Source organism: Zhongshania aliphaticivorans (genome assembly GCF_902705875.1).
GTDB lineage: Bacteria > Pseudomonadota > Gammaproteobacteria > Pseudomonadales > Spongiibacteraceae > Spongiibacter > Spongiibacter aliphaticivorans_A.
On record NZ_CACSIK010000001.1, the window covers coordinates 990,904 to 1,006,192 of the forward strand.

Here is a 15,289-nt window from a genome sequence, read left to right on the forward strand (position 1 = left end):
TGGAGAGTGACAATGATTAAAGAAAGTACGCTGTCAGTAGATACGGCAATGCTACGAGAAGAGCTTGGTGCTGGTGATTATTATTTGGGTAAAGTGACTGCGGGTCAGACCTTTAGAATACTCGATATTGAGGGTAATCAGGCGGCAGACACCTTGTTTTACTGTGCAGATAATATTGCCGAGCGCTACAGCGCAACCGATACGATTAGAGAGCAGGGCAATGTTTATTTGACCGCCGGTTCGGTGTTGCGCAGTAATGAAAATCGAGCAATGTTAGAAATCGTCGCAGATACCTGTGGTCGCCATGACACCTTGGGTGGCGCCTGTGCAACAGAGAGTAATACTGTGCGCTACGATTTAGAAAAACGCTGCATGCATGCTTGCCGAGATAGTTGGATGCTGGCCATTGCAGAGAAGCCTGAATACGGTTTGAGTAAGCGCGATATTAGTCACAATATTAATTTCTTTATGAACGTTCCGATTACCGAAGCAGGTGGATTGACTTTTGCTGACGGCATATCGGCGGCAGGAAAATACGTTGAGCTAAAAGCCTTGGTCGATGTTTACGTATTAATTTCTAATTGCCCTCAACTTAATAATCCCTGTAATGCTTACAACCCTACACCGATAGAATACTTGGTATGGGATGCGGCGTAATTTTTGGTGATGATTGTTAGCGGCAACAAGTAGCACACAAGAGTGACTTTGTTAACGCTTCAGTGGACGACCACTGTCGTATGACATAACGGGACGACCCGTTACCGGATTGCTATGTTTCAGAAAGTATTGATTGCAAACCGTGGTGCCATTGCCACCCGGATTATTCGCACCCTTAAGCAGTTCAATATCACTGCCGTGGCCGTGTATGCCGAAGCGGATGCCCGCAGCTTGCATGTGCGTGACGCCGATGAGGCCTACAGCTTAGGTGACGGCGGTGCGGCGGATACCTATCTTAATATTGAAAAAATATTAGAAATTGCCTCACGTTGTGGTGCTGAAGCCATTCACCCCGGTTACGGATTCCTCAGTGAAAATGCGTCTTTTGTCAGTGATTGTGAAGCTGCTGGAATTGCCTTTGTCGGTCCCACGGCCAAGCATATGCTGGATTTTGGCCTAAAGCACAAAGCCAGAGAAATTGCCGAATCTGTTGGCGTACCCTTACCTCCGGGAACTGGCCTATTAACGGATTTAAGCAGTGCTGTTGAACATGCAGCAATTATTGGTTATCCGTTAATGTTAAAAAGCACTGCTGGTGGCGGCGGCATTGGCATGGAGATTTGTCATAGTGAAGCCGACCTTCGCAATGCGTATGACAAAGTTAAAAAATTAGGCGGCAATAATTTTTCTAACGACGGTGTTTTTATCGAAAAATTTATTGCTCGGGCAAGACATATAGAAGTTCAGGTTTTTGGTGATGGCTATGGTCAAGTGGTAGCCATTGGCGAGCGAGATTGCTCCGCCCAGCGTCGTAATCAGAAAGTGGTTGAAGAGTGCCCTGCCCCTAATTTACCTGATTCGGTCCGCCACTTACTGTATACCCAAGCTGAGGATTTGCTTTCTGCTGTCAGCTACCGCAACGCCGGTACCGTAGAGTTTATATACGACCAAGATAGCCGTGAGTTTTATTTCTTAGAAGTAAATACCCGTTTGCAAGTTGAGCATGGTGTTACCGAAGCGGTGTGGGGTATCGACTTGGTGGCATGGATGTTAATGCTAGCCAGTGGCGATTTACCCGATTTGGCAGAGCTGCGTAAAAAATTAGTTCCCAATGGGCATGCCGTGCAAGTGCGTGTTTATGCCGAAGATCCCTATCGTCAGTTCCAGCCCTGTGCGGGTTTGTTGAGTAAAGTGGCGTTTCCAACAGCAAAAGGCTTACGTATTGATCATTGGTTAGACAGCGGCATTGAAGTGTCTCCATATTTTGACCCGATGCTGGCAAAAGTTATTTTCCATGCTCCCGAGCGTAATGCAGCCTTAAAAGGTGTGATTGCGGCGCTGGATGAAACCGAACTGTACGGGATTGTCAGCAACCGCGATTATTTGCGGGCATTACTGCATGACCCATTATTGAAAGAGGGTCTGGTCACCACGCGCTACTTAAATGATTTTGTGTGGCAGCCTCACCGCATTGATGTCTTACAAGCAGGTACGCAAACGACGGTGCAAGATTATCCTGGCCGTAGCGGATATTGGGATGTTGGGGTGCCGCCTTCTGGTCCCTTTGATAATTATTCTTTTCGTCTGGTAAACCGCTTATTGGGCAATGACGCCGATGCCGCTGGCTTAGAAATTACCCTGCAAGGGCCAAGCTTGCAATTTAGCGAGGCCACAGATGTTGTCATTGGCGGTGCTGAAATCCCCGTCACCCTTTGCAGCAGTGTCGCAGACAGCAACCCCATTTCCATTGCGCCTTGGCAAGTGATTCATATTGAAGCAGGTCAAATACTTCAATTTGGTCGAATAAACCAGGGCGCTAGAGCCTATTTGGCCGTTGCGGGTGGGATTCAATGTCCCGCGTATTTAGGCTCAAGATCGACGTTTACCCTTGGTCAATTTGGTGGCCATAGCGGTCGTGCATTACGGGTGGGTGATGTGCTGTCATTAAGTGACACAGTTGCCACACCGCAGGTGCTTCCCGAACAACTTCTGCCGCAAATCAGTAATGAGTGGACCTTGCGGGTAATCTACGGCCCCCATGGCGCACCAGACTTTTTTACCGAGCCAGATATTGAGGCGTTCTTTTCGGCGAGCTGGGAAGTACATTACAACTCTAGTCGTACCGGAGTTCGACTTATAGGTCCAAAACCTAAATGGGCGCGGGATAGTGGTGGCGAGGCGGGGATGCACCCGTCAAATATTCACGACAATGCCTATGCTTTTGGCACCGTGGATTTTACCGGCGACATGCCGGTTATTCTCGGTCCCGATGGTCCGTCCTTGGGTGGGTTTGTGTGTCCGGCAACCGTCATCACCGCAGACCTTTGGAAGCTTGGTCAGTTACGGGCAGGTGATAAATTGCGCTTTGAAGCCGTCACGGTGGAAGATGCCGTAAGCGCTGAACAAGCACAGCAAGCCTGTATTAGCTCTTTGAGTGGCACGCTGCCCAGTTCCTTACCATTAAAGGCCTTACCCTCTCCGATTGTTCAGCGCTTAAGTGCCGATGAAGTCGGGGATGAAGTTGTCTACCGAGTAGCCGGTGATCATTTTTTACTGGTCGAATACGGGCCGCAGGAATTGGATATTCGTCTGCGATTTAGGGCGCACGCCCTAATGCAATATTTGCAGAAAAATCCCATTGCTGGTGTGCGAGAGATGACACCAGGCATTCGCTCTCTGCAGTTACATTACGACTCCCAAGTTATTTCCTTGCCAGCATTGCTAGAAATATTAAGTGCCGCTGAGCGTCAACTCGCTACCCAGTTAGAGCAACTCAGTGTGCCGTCTCGCACGGTGTATTTGCCCCTGAGCTGGGACGACGAAGCGTGTCGCCAAGCCATAGTGAAATACCAGCAATCGGTACGCGAAAATGCGCCTTGGTGCCCAAGTAATCTTGAATTTATTCGCCGCATCAACGGCGTAGAAAGTATCGACACCGTGAAAGAGATTGTCTTTGATGCCTCGTATTTGGTGATGGGCTTGGGGGATGTGTATTTGGGCGCGCCGGTGGCAACGCCAGTTGACCCGCGACATCGCTTGGTGACCACCAAATACAATCCGGCGCGTACTTGGACCGCAGAGAATTCCGTCGGCATTGGCGGCTCATATCTCTGTGTTTACGGTATGGAGGGGCCAGGTGGTTATCAGTTTATTGGTAGAACCTTGCAAATGTGGAATCGCTATCGTCGCACCACAGAATTTACCGAGCCGTATTTACTGCGCTTTTTTGATCAGATTCGTTTTTATGAAGTGAGTCAGGACGAGCTGCTTAAAATCCGTAATGATTTTCCGCTTGGAAAATATCCGCTACGTATTGAGGAGGGCACATTCTCTTTGGCAGCCTATCAACAAATGCTGCAGGAGAAAGAGCCAGAAATCACCGCCCACACGGCAAAGCGAGAACAGGCCTTTGCGGAAGAGCTGGCGCGCTGGCATGCCGATGGTCAATTCCACTATGAAGCCCCAGAAATTGATGACAACGTCGATGTGGTGACCCTGCAAGAGGGAGAGGTACCGGTGGATAGCTCTGTTGCTGGCAGTGTGTGGCAATTATTGGTGAAAGAAGGCGATCTAGTCGAAGCAGGGCAAGCGCTGTTGCTGCTCGAATCAATGAAAATGGAAATTGCTGTTTTTGCCCCGCAAGCCGGTCGCGTTAAAAAATTATTATTACGAGAAGGCGCAAGGGTAAGTGCCGGTCAATCTGTACTTATTCTGGAGGACATCGCATGAATTTATCACTATCAACATTACGCGCCGCTTATGCTGACAAAGAGCTCAGCCCCCGTGATGTGTTTGCCATTATTGGCGAACGCTGTGAGCAATATCGAGATCACAATATTTGGATTCATCAATTAAGCAGTGCCGAGCTAGAGCCTTATTTTCAGCGTTTAGAGGGCCTTGAGCCGACAAGTCTGCCCTTGTACGGTATTCCCTTTGCGATAAAAGACAATATTGATCTGGCTGGCATACCAACAACAGCGGCCTGCGAAGATTTTACCTACACCCCAGAGAGCTCGGCCTTTGTGGTACAGCGCTTAATAGATGCGGGCGCTATTCCTGTGGGCAAGGCCAATCTTGACCAATTTGCGACCGGTTTGGTTGGTACGCGTTCGCCCTGGGGAGCCTGCAAAAACAGCTTTGATCCCAGCATGGTCAGTGGCGGTTCCAGTGCGGGGTCTGCTGTGTCGGTAGCTCTGGGCATGGCGACATTTTCTTTGGGTACCGATACTGCCGGCTCAGGGCGTGTACCGGCGTGTTTCAATAATTTAGTGGGCGTCAAACCCAGTATCGGTTTGTTGTCGGCTAGCGGCATGCTGCCCGCCTGTCGTTCTTTGGATTGCATCACCATTTTTGCTTTGCAGTGCGACGACGCCAATGCGGTATTAAGTGTGGCAGAGGGTGAAGATTCATCCGACGCCTACAGCCGAGCCAACCCCTTTGCAAATAGCACCCGCCACTATGGCCAGTGGCAAGGGGCCTTGCGCATGGGCGTATTGCCGGCGTCACAGCTAGCGTTTTTTGGCCACGAGGGTTACGAGCAGTGTTATCAACAGTCCCTAGCAGCTATTGGCTCACAGGGTGTGGAATTGGTCGAGGTTGATTTTTCGCCATTCATAGAGGCTGCAAGGTTGCTGTACGAAGGCCCTTGGGTTGCTGAGCGTTTTATCGCAACCTCGCCATTAATTCAAAAACGTCCTGAGGCATTACTGGATGTGACACGGACGATTATTTCGGCGGGTGATAAAGGTTCTGCGGTAGAGGCTTTTAGAGCACAGTATCGCTTAAAAGAATTACGTAAAGCGGCCACGGCGATCTTGGCCAGCGTGGACTGCTTGCTCACACCAACGGCGGCGCGGCCATATAGTATTGATGAGGTAAACGCCGACCCCATTACCCTTAATAGTCATCTTGGTTACTACACCAATTATATGAATCTATTTGATTTAGCCGGTGTGGCGTTTCCCACTGGCTTTACCTCAAGTGGTTTCCCCTTTGGTTTAACCTTGGTGGGTGAGGCCTTCACTGACCGGCGTTTATTGTCGGTTGCCAATCGTTTGCAGCAGTTATTTACATTGCCGCTTGGCAAGGAGCAGTCGCCTTATCAGCAACTTGCGACGTTGCCCGTTAGCGATCAACAGCGTATTGCTGTGGCGGTGTGTGGTGCGCATTTACAGGGCCAGCCTTTGAATTGGCAATTAGCGGAGCGCGGTGCTTATTTACTGGCAAAAACTAGCTCGGCACCGGACTACAAATTGTATGCCTTGGCGGGTGGCCCGCCATACCGGCCTGGGATGGTCGTTGCGCCTGAGGGAGAGGGCTGCGCCATTGAGCTTGAAGTCTGGTCGGTGCCAAGTAGCGAGTTTGGTAGCTTTGTTGCCGGTATTCCCGCGCCCTTGGGTATCGGCAAAGTCAGCTTGCAGGATGGCAGTGTGGTGAGCGGCTTTATATGTGAGGCATCCGGCTTGGCGGGCGCTGAGGATATTAGTCATTTTGGTGGCTGGAGCAAATATCTGGCAGCAAAGTAAACCTTGCTGCCGGCGAGTATTTAAACATGGTCTGATTGCCGGCAGAGATCCTGTCTAAGTAGGGCTGGCGAGATATACCCTGTTCAATGGCTTCTTTAAGATTGTCTAACGCTGACTCTCCTATCAGAGTTTGTCGATCTTTGCGCCCTTTGCCATCGTGGATCGTTAAGGCTTGGCGTTGTAAGTCGACATCTTTAACGCGTATTCGTAAACACTCACTGACTCTCAACCCGCTGCCATAGAGCAGCATAATGATAAGTCGGTTTCGGCCAGTTAGCTGATCGATTATACGAGCGACTTCGGAAGCCGATAACACGGTTGGAAGGGTGCGTTGTTTTGTCGCGAGAGAAAAGTCTAGCTCACCCAAAGGCATGTTAAGGGCTTTGTGATACATAAAGACTAGAGAGTTGAGTGCAACCTTTTGGGTATTTACTGCCACATGACGGTCATTGGCCAACATAGACAAGAATGATTTTACTTCGTCTTGGCCGGCATCTTTTGGATGCCGCTTATTAATGAAATATATGTACTGCCTAATCCAGTGAAGATAAGTTTTCTCGGTTCTAATACTGTAGCCACGTAGACGCATTTCACGGCGTAGAGATTCTAAAAATGGGCTAGACATATCAAAACACTCCTTGTCTCGAATACTGTTCAAATATACAGTATATTTTTGCATCGTCAAGTATTATGCTCGGTTTGCAAAATTGAAGCGCACGCTTTGTTGGCAACGACTTGAATGTGTTCTAGAAAATCAATCACATAGGAAGTGAGAACAATAAATATGGGGACACCGCAAACCGTACATGCGTGCGCGCACGCTTTCCCAATCCCCTATAACGGGGCGTTTTCATTTTCTTTTTATAAATTAGCGACTTGCGTCGTGTTGTGTAAAAACACATTCTCGGCAAACCGAGCGCGCTTGTTATACAAATGTTAGAGCAATTCAATATCGAGGATTTATAAATGAACGGAATCATATTTAGCTCGCAAGACGAAATGGTGGCTATCAGATATTTTTCATCCCTAAATAATACCGTTGGTGCAGTCGCCTTTGCTGTCGCGATTTCACTGTTGCAGTTCAAGCGCCCAGAAATTCTGGCATACGGAGCGGTATTCGTTTTTAGTATTTGGGCCTTTAAGCAAGGAATTGAGTACAGGCGAATGCTAAGATTTATAAGGCCCGAAGCGCGTCCAAGCACATTGGTTTTTATTCAGCATGGCTGGTTGTACATCATTTCACTCGTTTTGCTGTCGCTAATCGCTGGCGGTCAACTTACAAATGCAATGTTTAATTAGTCAAGGCTCTAACAAAGGCAACCAGTATGCTCCCTGCAGTCGCGGGACAGCCAAACCTCCGCGCCTTTTTGTGCAATCGCTCCGCTCATTTTTGCACAAAAATCCGCTCCAGTTTGCCTGCCCCTGTTGCCGGCGTTGGGCCTCTGAATCGTGACTCTTCTCGTTGCATGGGCTGGTATTGATTCGCGTGGTCCTGCGTCTGTCTATATCGCAACAGATAGCCGCGTTTCTTGGGGTTCAAAGGGTCATTTTGATCACGCCAATAAAACATTTGCACTGCAAAAATTCCCTGCAATCATAGGGTATTGTGGGGACTCCATGGCAAGTCTAATGCTCATATCACAGGCCATTACACTGATGGAAGCTGTTCCAGAGTCGCACGGCCAAAATTTGGAAAATTTAGTTGATGTTTTGATTAGGTTTGCAGTTCGAAATTACTCTCAATATCCGGCAGAACTTTCTAGTGGCAGCTTCACAGTGGTTATCTGCGGAAAAAGTCGTACAGAATCTGCCGGCGAATTCGCTTGCTATCAAGTTGACTCGACTTTTGACAAAACAACTAAGAAGTTTCTGAAGCTGCCAGAACAATCCGGCCCGATAGTTGTTGCCGGAAGTGGCGCAAGTGAATTTGGTGATCGGTATGAGCGTCACCAGTCAGTTGAGAACCCGAACAAGTCAACCAGTCGTGACGTATTCCACGTTTTCAACCAAACAATATCAAACACTGCTATCTACTCCGTCGGAAATATTCCGCAAATTACAACGGTTATCCGTAAACCCTATTCAGGGGGCGCGCATTGTGGTGTGGTAGTAAATTCGCAACGCTACATAGCAGGCCAACTAATTGATAAAGACATTGCTCCTAAAGAGTTGCAATGGTTCAATGACAACTTCGAAATTACGAATCCGCAAACGAAACGTAGGCAAGATGGTGCTCAAGCACAGCCCCAGTTTCGTTGCTAACCGAGCAACTCCCTACGCCCTCCCCATAAATTTCAATGAGGGTGCGAGGTGCTGTCGGTGTGGCCTCCTTCATCATATGGTGTCGGAGTCCATGCCTAGTAGGGTCATAACAATTAAGCCGCAGAGGCCCAACAAAACCATGGAGAGGGACGCATTTTCCGCTACGCCCTTCGGGCTTCACTCCAAATGCGCCCCTCATAGTTGGCGTTAGGCCACTTCGAGGACGTATGGAATACTATAGCGATCAACTAAATGGTTCTAAGTCTAGAGATATTGAAATTATCCCTCCAAATGCTTGGGGAGGGATTGTAGCAATCGTAAACGGATTGGTTGCATCGGGTGCCTTCGGTAAGTACTTTCCAGAAGAATGTCCTGACGGGCAGGGAATATTTGCTACAAATGTTGAAGCTTTTAAATTGGCTCTAAAGGCTGAAGTTCCAGATATCGAATATCCTTTCGTCACTGAAAAATCAGATGCCGAGGATTGGACTTCAAGAATGAAGGATTTCTCGCCCAATTATCTATCGATACTAGACTTCGTTCAGTTTTGCTATGAACACGTATCAAAGCCAATTCAGGGCTCTCATCACAGCTATTTTAATCACTACCATTTGAGCTTTGAATGCGATGAGGGGAAAGATGATTTCAGAAATAGAGTGAATCGAATTTTCTCAAGAAATGGCATTTCTTATGAGCTAAAGGAGACCGGAAATATTATCAGGTTAGCACCTGAAGTCTTATCTGAAACTCTCACTGCTGCTAGGTTCAACACTCCAGATTCTACTCTAAATCGAATGCTCGAAGAATCACGAGATAAATTTTTAAGCCCTGACGAAACTATACGTCGCGAGAGTTTAAAGCGTTTGTGGGATGCGTGGGAAAGAATCAAAACAATACTGAATCCTGATAGTAAAAAATTATCAGCTACGCTTCTTCTGGAAAAGTGTGCATCTGAAGAAAATTTTAGAGAACTCTTAAATGAAGAGGCGAAGGTACTTACTGCTATTGGCAATAAGTTTCACATTCGCCATAGTGAGGTTGGTCAAATCGAGATTAAAACAAGTGCTCAGATAGACTACATCTTCCATCGGTTATTTAGTTTTATTTTATTGGCTTCGAGGAGTTTGGCCTAACAAATTGCTCCATTTGACGCAGCGGTCTACGCTCCTTTTTGTGCATTCGCTGCGCTCATTGTTGCACAAAAATCCACTACAACCGCTGCGCAAATGAGCAAGGCGTTAGCAGTCAAAAACATAGTCAGCAACGAGAAAGAGAGCCTGAATGAAAAGCTGGAAGCTAACGCCGAAAATAGAGGATGTAGCTAAATATGTTGAGTGTTATTGGTTTTTAGAAAAAGAACTACATGATCAGAGCCCTAGCTATCCTAAACTGAATCCAGATCCTTTTTCTCATTTAATTATTTCGAATTTGACTGGTACATATGAGTATACGCATCGCGCTAAAGCTCAAAATGTTAGTGGAAGTCATTGGATATTTCCTCATCTAAAAACATTTACGATGGATCACTCGGCTCCCTTTAAGATTGTTGGGGTCAAATTTAAAATTGGAGCGCTCTATTCTTTAAAATTGAATAACTTTAGTTCTAAGTTAGATATGGTTGAGATGATTGATGTGAATCATCTCATTGGCTCTGCGGCATTTAACCCAGATCAGCTTTTAATGAATGCTGCAGAACAAAAACAACAAGTATGCAATACTCTGGACGAAGTGCTCTCACCCTGGTTATCGGACTGTCAAGAAGACAATCACAGCCATTTAGTTAGTCAGATTATGTTATTTCTTGGTGATACAGCTATATCTAAAATCGGGAAAAAGTTACATCGTTCACAACGTACTATTGAGCGAAGCTTTGCAAGAGTAACCGGCCTATCCATGAAGCAAGCTCAATCTATGATTCACCTAGAGGAAATACTTAACTATTTGTATCAGCTTAATAAAGAAGACATAAATTGGGCTTATGTTGCCAACAAGTTCGGTTTTTCAGACCAATCTCATTTGATTCGCCATCTCAAGAGTACTATTGGCAAAACACCTGTTAATTACGCGCTGGATCGAGATCTCACAATAGATATCTATGGCGATTTCGAATTTGATTGAAAATTGTCGTTTTTCTTCAATCTGTATTGATTGCTGCTCATTAGAATGGCCGCTATTAAATTATGCATAGAGGGTTAAACTATGAAAGTAGACATTCGTCAGTACAAGGTTTCAGATTTAGAGGGCGTACTTGGTTCATGGGAGGTTGCAACACGATTAGCTCATCCGTTCATGACCGACGAGTTTATTGCTCAAGAGCGGAAAAACGTAGCTGAAATATATATGCCCAATACAGATACATGGGTCGCCGAACTTAAAGGTGAAATTAAAGGCTTTATTGCTCTTATGGGCAATGAAGTTGGAGCAATTTTTCTTCAACCCACTTGTCATGGACAAGGTATTGGTAAGGCCTTAATGGATAAAGCCCAAGCAATTCATGGAAATCTTGAAGTTGAAGTATTTAAAGTAAACAATCTAGGCCGTAACTTCTATTCAAAATATGGCTTTGAACAGCTAGAAGAAAAGCTCCATGAGCCAACAGGGCAGCAAGTGTTGCGTCTGAAATTTACTGCTAACAAGGCCAGGCTCTAGGATGCTCGCAAGCTCGCACCTGTGTTGGCGGCGTTATATGCTTTCGGGAGCATCTTCATCCGACTTTCAGTTGACATTATATTGTTCTTCTAGCAGGATAAAAATATGAATCTAAATCTCACGTACAAAGTATCTCGAATTATCATCATTCCATAGGAATGGTGGGAATTTTGATGCGTCTGTAGTTTATCAAACCCACCCCATAGAGGTGGGTTTTCTGTTTCTGCCTCATGGGAGTAATTTACATAAAGGAGGCAGTATGAAAAAAATAGCAGTTTTTGGTAAGCCCGGAAGCGGCAAATCTACTTTAAGCAAAGCGCTCGCGTTGGCAACTGGTATACAGTTACACCAGCTAGATTCGATAGTGTACAAAAAGAATGGGGAACTGGTAGATCGGAGTTCATTCGATGAAGCACATGAGCGTATCTTATCGTCTGGAAATTGGATCGTTGATGGGTTTGGACCAATAAACTCATTTCACCAGCGTTTGGAAGCAGCTGATACATTGGTTTACGTTGATTTGCCATACATAACAAGCTACTGGTTTGTGACAAAGAGACTTTTAAAAGGGCTTTTTGTCAAACCTGAAGGTTGGCCTGAGGGCAGTTCGGTACTAAAAGGTACTTTTGAGAGCTATAAAGTTTTACGGCTATGCCCAAAATTCTGGAATGATGACTTCACTGCCAGATTAGAAGCAATGTCAGATAAAAAGTCATTATACATTGTTAAGTCAGTCTCTGAGCTAAATAACTTTGTATACCTGAATGTCAAGTAAATGCATATAACAATCCAAGGCAGTGGGAAATATTTTGCTTCGCTACGCTCAAAACGCATAATATTCCCCTGCTGGCGGCGTTAACGAATGACTGCTTTCCTGAAATTGTCATGTCAAATTCTATGATTTCGTAGGGCCGCTAATGGGTGATTCGAGGCGATCGCCTGAATGTGTAAAATCTATCCAGCTCGCCTCCATATTTATGGTTGAACCATCTTTTTTATTTATGTATTAGCACGCTGAGTAAGCGGCAGCACGTCACGGGCATACATGGCACCGACGACAAAGCGGGACATCTCTTTGGCTAGCTTCGTGTCGAAACTCAGCCACAATTCATAGGGTTTTTCTTCTATATAACCATTGAAAAGCGCGGCGGCGGTGTCTTGTATTTTCTTGGTTTTTTCGTCTGGCATGATGCTAATCCTAGCTGTGCAGTGATCTACGGGCCGATAGTGACGTACATGATAAAGCAACATTACCTAAGCTTAGAGGCCAAATTAGAAGTTCAACAGTTAAAACCTATTGTCACGATTGTTACGTACAGTTGGAAATAAGACCGCTACATGTCTATAAATGTACCCAGTAACAACAAAACAACCTCAAGGGAGAATCGTTATGTCCAATAACAAATGTCCAGTCCAGCACGCAGCGGGTGCCGGTACTACCAATAGTGATTGGTGGCCCAATCAACTACGACTAGATATGTTGCACCAGCATTCGGATAAATCCAATCCAATGGGTGATGACTTCAATTACGCAGAAGAATTTAACAGCCTAGATTTGGCGGCAGTCAAAAGTGACATTGCCGCGCTGATGACCGACTCTCAAGATTGGTGGCCAGCGGACTTTGGTCACTATGGTCCCTTGTTTATTCGTATGGCATGGCACTCTGCGGGTACCTACCGTACAGCCGATGGCCGTGGTGGCGCAGGCAGTGGTAGTCAGCGTTTTGCACCGTTAAATAGCTGGCCCGACAACGGCAACTTAGATAAGGCGCGTCGTCTGTTATGGCCTGTTAAGCAAAAATACGGCAAGAAAATTTCTTGGGCAGATTTGATGATTCTTACCGGCAACGTAGCCTTAGAGACCATGGGTTTTAAAACCTTCGGTTTTGCCGGCGGCCGCGAAGACATCTGGGAACCCGAGATGGATATCTACTGGGGCACAGAGGGCGAGTGGCTAGATGACAAACGTTACTCAGGTGAGCGCGATCTAGAGAACCCGCTTGCGGCAGTACAAATGGGATTGATATACGTTAACCCAGAGGGCCCAAATGGCACGCCTGATCCCCTCGCGGCAGCAGTCGATATACGTGAAACCTTTGCACGTATGGCCATGGATGACGAAGAGACAGTGGCGTTGATTGCCGGTGGTCACACCTTTGGTAAAACCCACGGTGCTGGCGATGCAGATCTAGTAGGCGCTGAGCCGGAGGCAGCTGGAATCGAACAGCAAGGCTTGGGTTGGAAAAGCAGCTATGCCAGCGGTAAAGGCGCTGATGCAATCACCAGCGGCTTGGAAGTCACCTGGACTAGCACCCCAACTCAGTGGAGTAATAACTTCTTTGAGAACCTGTTTGGCTATGAATGGGAGTTAACCAAGAGCCCTGCTGGCGCTCACCAGTGGCAGCCAAAAGATGGTGCTGGCGAAGGCGTGATTCCAGATGCGTTTGATGACACTAAACGCAAAGTGCCCACCATGTTAACGACAGATTTGTCGCTGCGTGTGGACCCAGCCTACGAAAAGATATCTCGTCGGTTTTACGAAAACCCTGACCAGTTTGCGGATGCGTTTGCTAGAGCGTGGTTTAAATTAACCCACCGTGATATGGGTCCACGCGTACGTTTTCTTGGACCTGAGGTGCCTGCTGAAGAGTTAATTTGGCAAGATCCCATTCCTGCAGTGGACCACGATTTAGTTGATGATAGTGATATTGCCAACCTTAAAGCTAAGATCGCTGCTGCTGGTTTATCAGTGGGTGAATTGGTGTCAACGGCATGGGCCTCTGCATCAACATACCGTGGCTCAGATATGCGCGGTGGCGCAAACGGATCTCGTATTCGCTTGGCGCCACAAAAAGACTGGGAGGTAAATCAGCCTGAGCAGTTGGCCAAGGTGTTAAGCGTACTTGAGGGCGTTCAGAGTGAGTTTAACAGCGGTAATAAGAAAGTATCGCTAGCTGACTTGATCGTACTTGCAGGTAGCGTTGGCATCGAGCTGGCGGCTAAAAATGCCGGTCAAGACATCACGGTGCCATTTACGCCAGGCCGTATGGATGCAACCCAAGAGCAAACCGATGTTGACTCTTTTGCTGCCTTGGAGCCGATTGCTGATGGCTTCCGCAATTACATCAAAGGTCGCTACTCTGTACCTACTGAAGCACTCTTGGTGGATCGTGCTCAGTTAATGACCCTGACTGCGCCAGAGATGACAGTTCTGGTCGGTGGTATGCGGGTAATGGGAGCAAATGTTGCCTCGGTGAAACATGGTGTGTTCACTGATAACGTGGGTAGCCTAAGCAATGATTTCTTTGTAAATCTGCTTGATATGGCAACTGAATGGAAGGCGACATCTGCCTCTGAGGAAGAGTTTGAGGGACGTGATCGTAAAACGGGTGAGGTCAAGTGGACCGCTACCCGCGCGGATCTGGTCTTTGGCTCTAACTCGCAGCTGCGTGCACTGGCTGAAGTTTATGGTAGCTCCGACGCACAGACACGATTTGTTAATGACTTCGTGGCAGCGTGGACCAAAGTGATGAACCTTGATCGCTTTGATTTGGCCTAGTACTTGTAACTGATATAAGCCTCAGCTTGCTGGGGCTTTTTTTTGTCTAAATATAACTATTTGCAGATTTACTCTACAGTAACAGTACCAAGCAGCGCACCTGACGCGATATTCTTTGTTATAGGAGACGCAGATGAACACGATAGAAACGGTGGCAGCGCAATGTCCATATTGCGGTGAAAATATTGAATTAGTCGTGGATGGCTCGGCTGGAGACCAGCGATACATAGAGGATTGTGAAGTGTGTTGCCAAGCAATATCCATCGCTTTAACCTGCGATGAAGAGCTAGGCGTCAGGGTAGACGTATTCTCAGAAAATGACGTGTTTTAAAGGCGTCTTTAATTAAGGTCAATTGTTGATTCATCTAAACACTGGCTTATCTTTGGACTTACTAGACTAATATAGACACTCAAGCGGAGCTTTGAAGGCTGGAAATCACGGTTGCTGTAACAAGCCAGCGGCATAAATAAATAGTATATTTTTGCTGAGCAAGGATTTATGCTCATATTATTTCCAGTATGCTATGCTCGATTTCTCGACAGCAGCTCGGAAAATGGATTTAAAAACAAGAACATAAGGAAGTGAGGTAATACATATGAGATCCCTCCAAAATTACTTGTGCGCATGCTTGTTTAG

At 46.6% G+C, this 15,289-nt stretch carries 13 protein-coding genes; 11 read left to right on the top strand and 2 right to left on the bottom strand.

Features of this window, described 5'->3' with window-relative positions:
* The first annotated feature begins 12 nt into the window (after positions 1–12).
* From AELLOGFF_RS04530 to atzF, 3 genes are all read left to right on the top strand, one after another.
* Complete coding sequence (locus AELLOGFF_RS04530) at positions 13–657, top strand: urea amidolyase associated protein UAAP2 (protein ID WP_159267560.1); 645 nt, start codon at positions 13–15, stop codon at positions 655–657.
* 114 nt (positions 658–771) lie between these two features.
* A complete protein-coding gene (gene uca, locus AELLOGFF_RS04535) occupies positions 772–4,386 on the top strand; it encodes an urea carboxylase (RefSeq protein WP_159267561.1) in 3,615 nt (1,204 codons plus the stop codon).
* Positions 4,383–6,182, top strand: a complete 1,800-nt coding sequence (gene atzF, locus AELLOGFF_RS04540; protein ID WP_159267562.1) for an allophanate hydrolase — start codon at positions 4,383–4,385, stop codon at positions 6,180–6,182. Before uca ends, atzF begins: the two co-directional genes overlap by 4 nt.
* On the opposite strand, the gene AELLOGFF_RS04545 is transcribed toward atzF, so the two are convergent.
* Positions 6,139–6,807 carry a phage integrase N-terminal SAM-like domain-containing protein gene (locus AELLOGFF_RS04545; protein WP_159267563.1) on the bottom strand — a complete coding sequence of 223 codons (669 nt, stop codon included), beginning with the start codon at positions 6,805–6,807 and terminating at the stop codon, positions 6,139–6,141. The two genes, atzF and AELLOGFF_RS04545, sit on opposite strands and share 44 nt — an antisense overlap.
* Before the next feature lie 341 nt (positions 6,808–7,148).
* Between AELLOGFF_RS04545 and AELLOGFF_RS04550 the strand changes: the two genes are divergently transcribed.
* The 6 genes from AELLOGFF_RS04550 (at position 7,149) to AELLOGFF_RS04575 (ending at position 11,868) form a co-directional block, all read left to right on the top strand.
* Positions 7,149–7,481, top strand: a complete 333-nt coding sequence (locus AELLOGFF_RS04550; protein ID WP_159267564.1) for a hypothetical protein — start codon at positions 7,149–7,151, stop codon at positions 7,479–7,481.
* A gap of 150 nt (positions 7,482–7,631) precedes the next feature.
* Complete coding sequence (locus AELLOGFF_RS04555; protein ID WP_159267565.1) at positions 7,632–8,444, top strand: hypothetical protein; 813 nt, start codon at positions 7,632–7,634, stop codon at positions 8,442–8,444.
* Positions 8,445–8,671: 227 nt separating this feature from the next.
* A complete protein-coding gene (locus AELLOGFF_RS04560) occupies positions 8,672–9,577 on the top strand; it encodes an AbiJ-NTD4 domain-containing protein (RefSeq protein WP_159267566.1) in 906 nt (301 codons plus the stop codon).
* Between the two features lie 148 nt (positions 9,578–9,725).
* The gene (locus AELLOGFF_RS04565) at positions 9,726–10,562 is read left to right on the top strand and encodes a helix-turn-helix domain-containing protein (RefSeq protein ID WP_159267567.1); all 837 of its coding nucleotides are present in this window, start codon (positions 9,726–9,728) and stop codon (positions 10,560–10,562) included.
* 81 nt (positions 10,563–10,643) lie between these two features.
* Positions 10,644–11,093, top strand: a complete 450-nt coding sequence (locus tag AELLOGFF_RS04570; RefSeq protein ID WP_159267568.1) for a GNAT family N-acetyltransferase — start codon at positions 10,644–10,646, stop codon at positions 11,091–11,093.
* 259 nt (positions 11,094–11,352) lie between these two features.
* Entirely contained in the window at positions 11,353–11,868 is a 516-nt protein-coding gene (locus AELLOGFF_RS04575) for an adenylate kinase (RefSeq protein ID WP_159267569.1), read from the top strand.
* 224 nt (positions 11,869–12,092) lie between these two features.
* On the opposite strand, the gene AELLOGFF_RS04580 is transcribed toward AELLOGFF_RS04575, so the two are convergent.
* On the bottom strand, positions 12,093–12,281 hold the full coding sequence (locus AELLOGFF_RS04580; RefSeq protein ID WP_159267570.1) for a hypothetical protein: 189 nt from the start codon (positions 12,279–12,281) through the stop codon (positions 12,093–12,095).
* A gap of 202 nt (positions 12,282–12,483) precedes the next feature.
* On the opposite strand from AELLOGFF_RS04580, the gene katG reads away from it, so the two are divergent.
* Both katG and AELLOGFF_RS04590 read left to right on the top strand, forming a co-directional pair.
* Entirely contained in the window at positions 12,484–14,652 is a 2,169-nt protein-coding gene (gene katG / locus AELLOGFF_RS04585) for a catalase/peroxidase HPI (protein ID WP_159267571.1), read from the top strand.
* Positions 14,653–14,785: 133 nt separating this feature from the next.
* Entirely contained in the window at positions 14,786–14,983 is a 198-nt protein-coding gene (locus AELLOGFF_RS04590; RefSeq protein WP_159267572.1) for a CPXCG motif-containing cysteine-rich protein, read from the top strand.
* Positions 14,984–15,289: the final 306 nt, after the last annotated feature.

Excerpts from the sequence above, each read along its gene's own strand:
- AELLOGFF_RS04530 (WP_159267560.1), top strand. The coding sequence starts at position 13 with ATGATTAAAGAAAGTACGCTGTCAGTAGATACGGCAATGCTACGAGAA.
- uca (WP_159267561.1), top strand. The coding sequence starts at position 772 with ATGTTTCAGAAAGTATTGATTGCAAACCGTGGTGCCATTGCCACCCGG.
- atzF (WP_159267562.1), top strand. The coding sequence starts at position 4,383 with ATGAATTTATCACTATCAACATTACGCGCCGCTTATGCTGACAAAGAG.
- AELLOGFF_RS04545 (WP_159267563.1), bottom strand. The coding sequence starts at position 6,807 with ATGTCTAGCCCATTTTTAGAATCTCTACGCCGTGAAATGCGTCTACGT.
- AELLOGFF_RS04550 (WP_159267564.1), top strand. The coding sequence starts at position 7,149 with ATGAACGGAATCATATTTAGCTCGCAAGACGAAATGGTGGCTATCAGA.
- AELLOGFF_RS04560 (WP_159267566.1), top strand. The coding sequence starts at position 8,672 with ATGGAATACTATAGCGATCAACTAAATGGTTCTAAGTCTAGAGATATT.
- AELLOGFF_RS04565 (WP_159267567.1), top strand. The coding sequence starts at position 9,726 with ATGAAAAGCTGGAAGCTAACGCCGAAAATAGAGGATGTAGCTAAATAT.
- AELLOGFF_RS04570 (WP_159267568.1), top strand. The coding sequence starts at position 10,644 with ATGAAAGTAGACATTCGTCAGTACAAGGTTTCAGATTTAGAGGGCGTA.
- AELLOGFF_RS04575 (WP_159267569.1), top strand. The coding sequence starts at position 11,353 with ATGAAAAAAATAGCAGTTTTTGGTAAGCCCGGAAGCGGCAAATCTACT.
- AELLOGFF_RS04580 (WP_159267570.1), bottom strand. The coding sequence starts at position 12,281 with ATGCCAGACGAAAAAACCAAGAAAATACAAGACACCGCCGCCGCGCTT.
- katG (WP_159267571.1), top strand. The coding sequence starts at position 12,484 with ATGTCCAATAACAAATGTCCAGTCCAGCACGCAGCGGGTGCCGGTACT.
- AELLOGFF_RS04590 (WP_159267572.1), top strand. The coding sequence starts at position 14,786 with ATGAACACGATAGAAACGGTGGCAGCGCAATGTCCATATTGCGGTGAA.